This window comes from Pseudomonas sp. RIT623, assembly GCF_004519305.1.
GTDB lineage: Bacteria > Pseudomonadota > Gammaproteobacteria > Pseudomonadales > Pseudomonadaceae > Aquipseudomonas.
The window spans coordinates 1-665 of the sequence record NZ_SOZA01000092.1 but is presented as its reverse complement, the minus strand read 5'-3'; the positions used below and the strand labels follow the sequence as shown (position 1 = coordinate 665).

Here is a 665-nt window from a genome sequence, read left to right as displayed (position 1 = left end):
TACCTGGGGTGCCAGTGCCTGGCTCGTCGGTGACTTCGGTCTTCACTTCCTCTTTGCCGAGGGTGAGTTTTTCGAAGTTGTCGGCGCCGGTCACACCTTCCAGTTTGTTCACAATCGAAGGCTGGCCGCCGACGAAGACGTCGTCCGGGGCATTGATGGTGATGGTGCCAGTAGCACTGCCCGCTGGGATGGTTACTTTGGTGCCATCGGTGAGGGTGAAGGTCAGGCCGTTGTGGCCGACGACCGACAGGCCCTGGCCGTTAGTCAAGGTGACGGTGTAGGTGATCTGGCCACCCTCAGCGACGGTGGTTTTGTCGGCCGTCAAGGTTGCGACAACTTCGCTGATGGTGTCGGTGATCTGCACGCTGGCGTCGCCGCCGAGCTCGAGGTTTTCGAAGGTCTTGCCATCGACCGCAGCATCGGTGATGCCGACAGTCAGGGTATCGCCGTCCTTGAAGACATCATCGCCCTGGGCCTTGGCCTTGTATTCGGCTTCGGTTTGGCCGGCAGGAATCACCACCTTGTCGCCATTGGACAGGGTGACGGTCAGGTCGTGGTCGAGCTTCTGGCTGACTTTGACGGTGAAGGCGGGTTGCTGGTCTTCGGTGACATCGCCTTTGCTGACGATGGTGACCGAGACTTTATCGCCTTGGTTGTCAGTGCCT

1 protein-coding gene is annotated in these 665 nt (G+C 59.7%); it reads right to left on the bottom strand.

Annotation, left to right across the window (positions count from 1 at the left end; genetic code table 11):
- A partial coding sequence (locus E3U47_RS24790) for an immunoglobulin-like domain-containing protein (protein ID WP_372239560.1) occupies nucleotides 1-665 on the bottom strand: 665 nt, incomplete at both ends.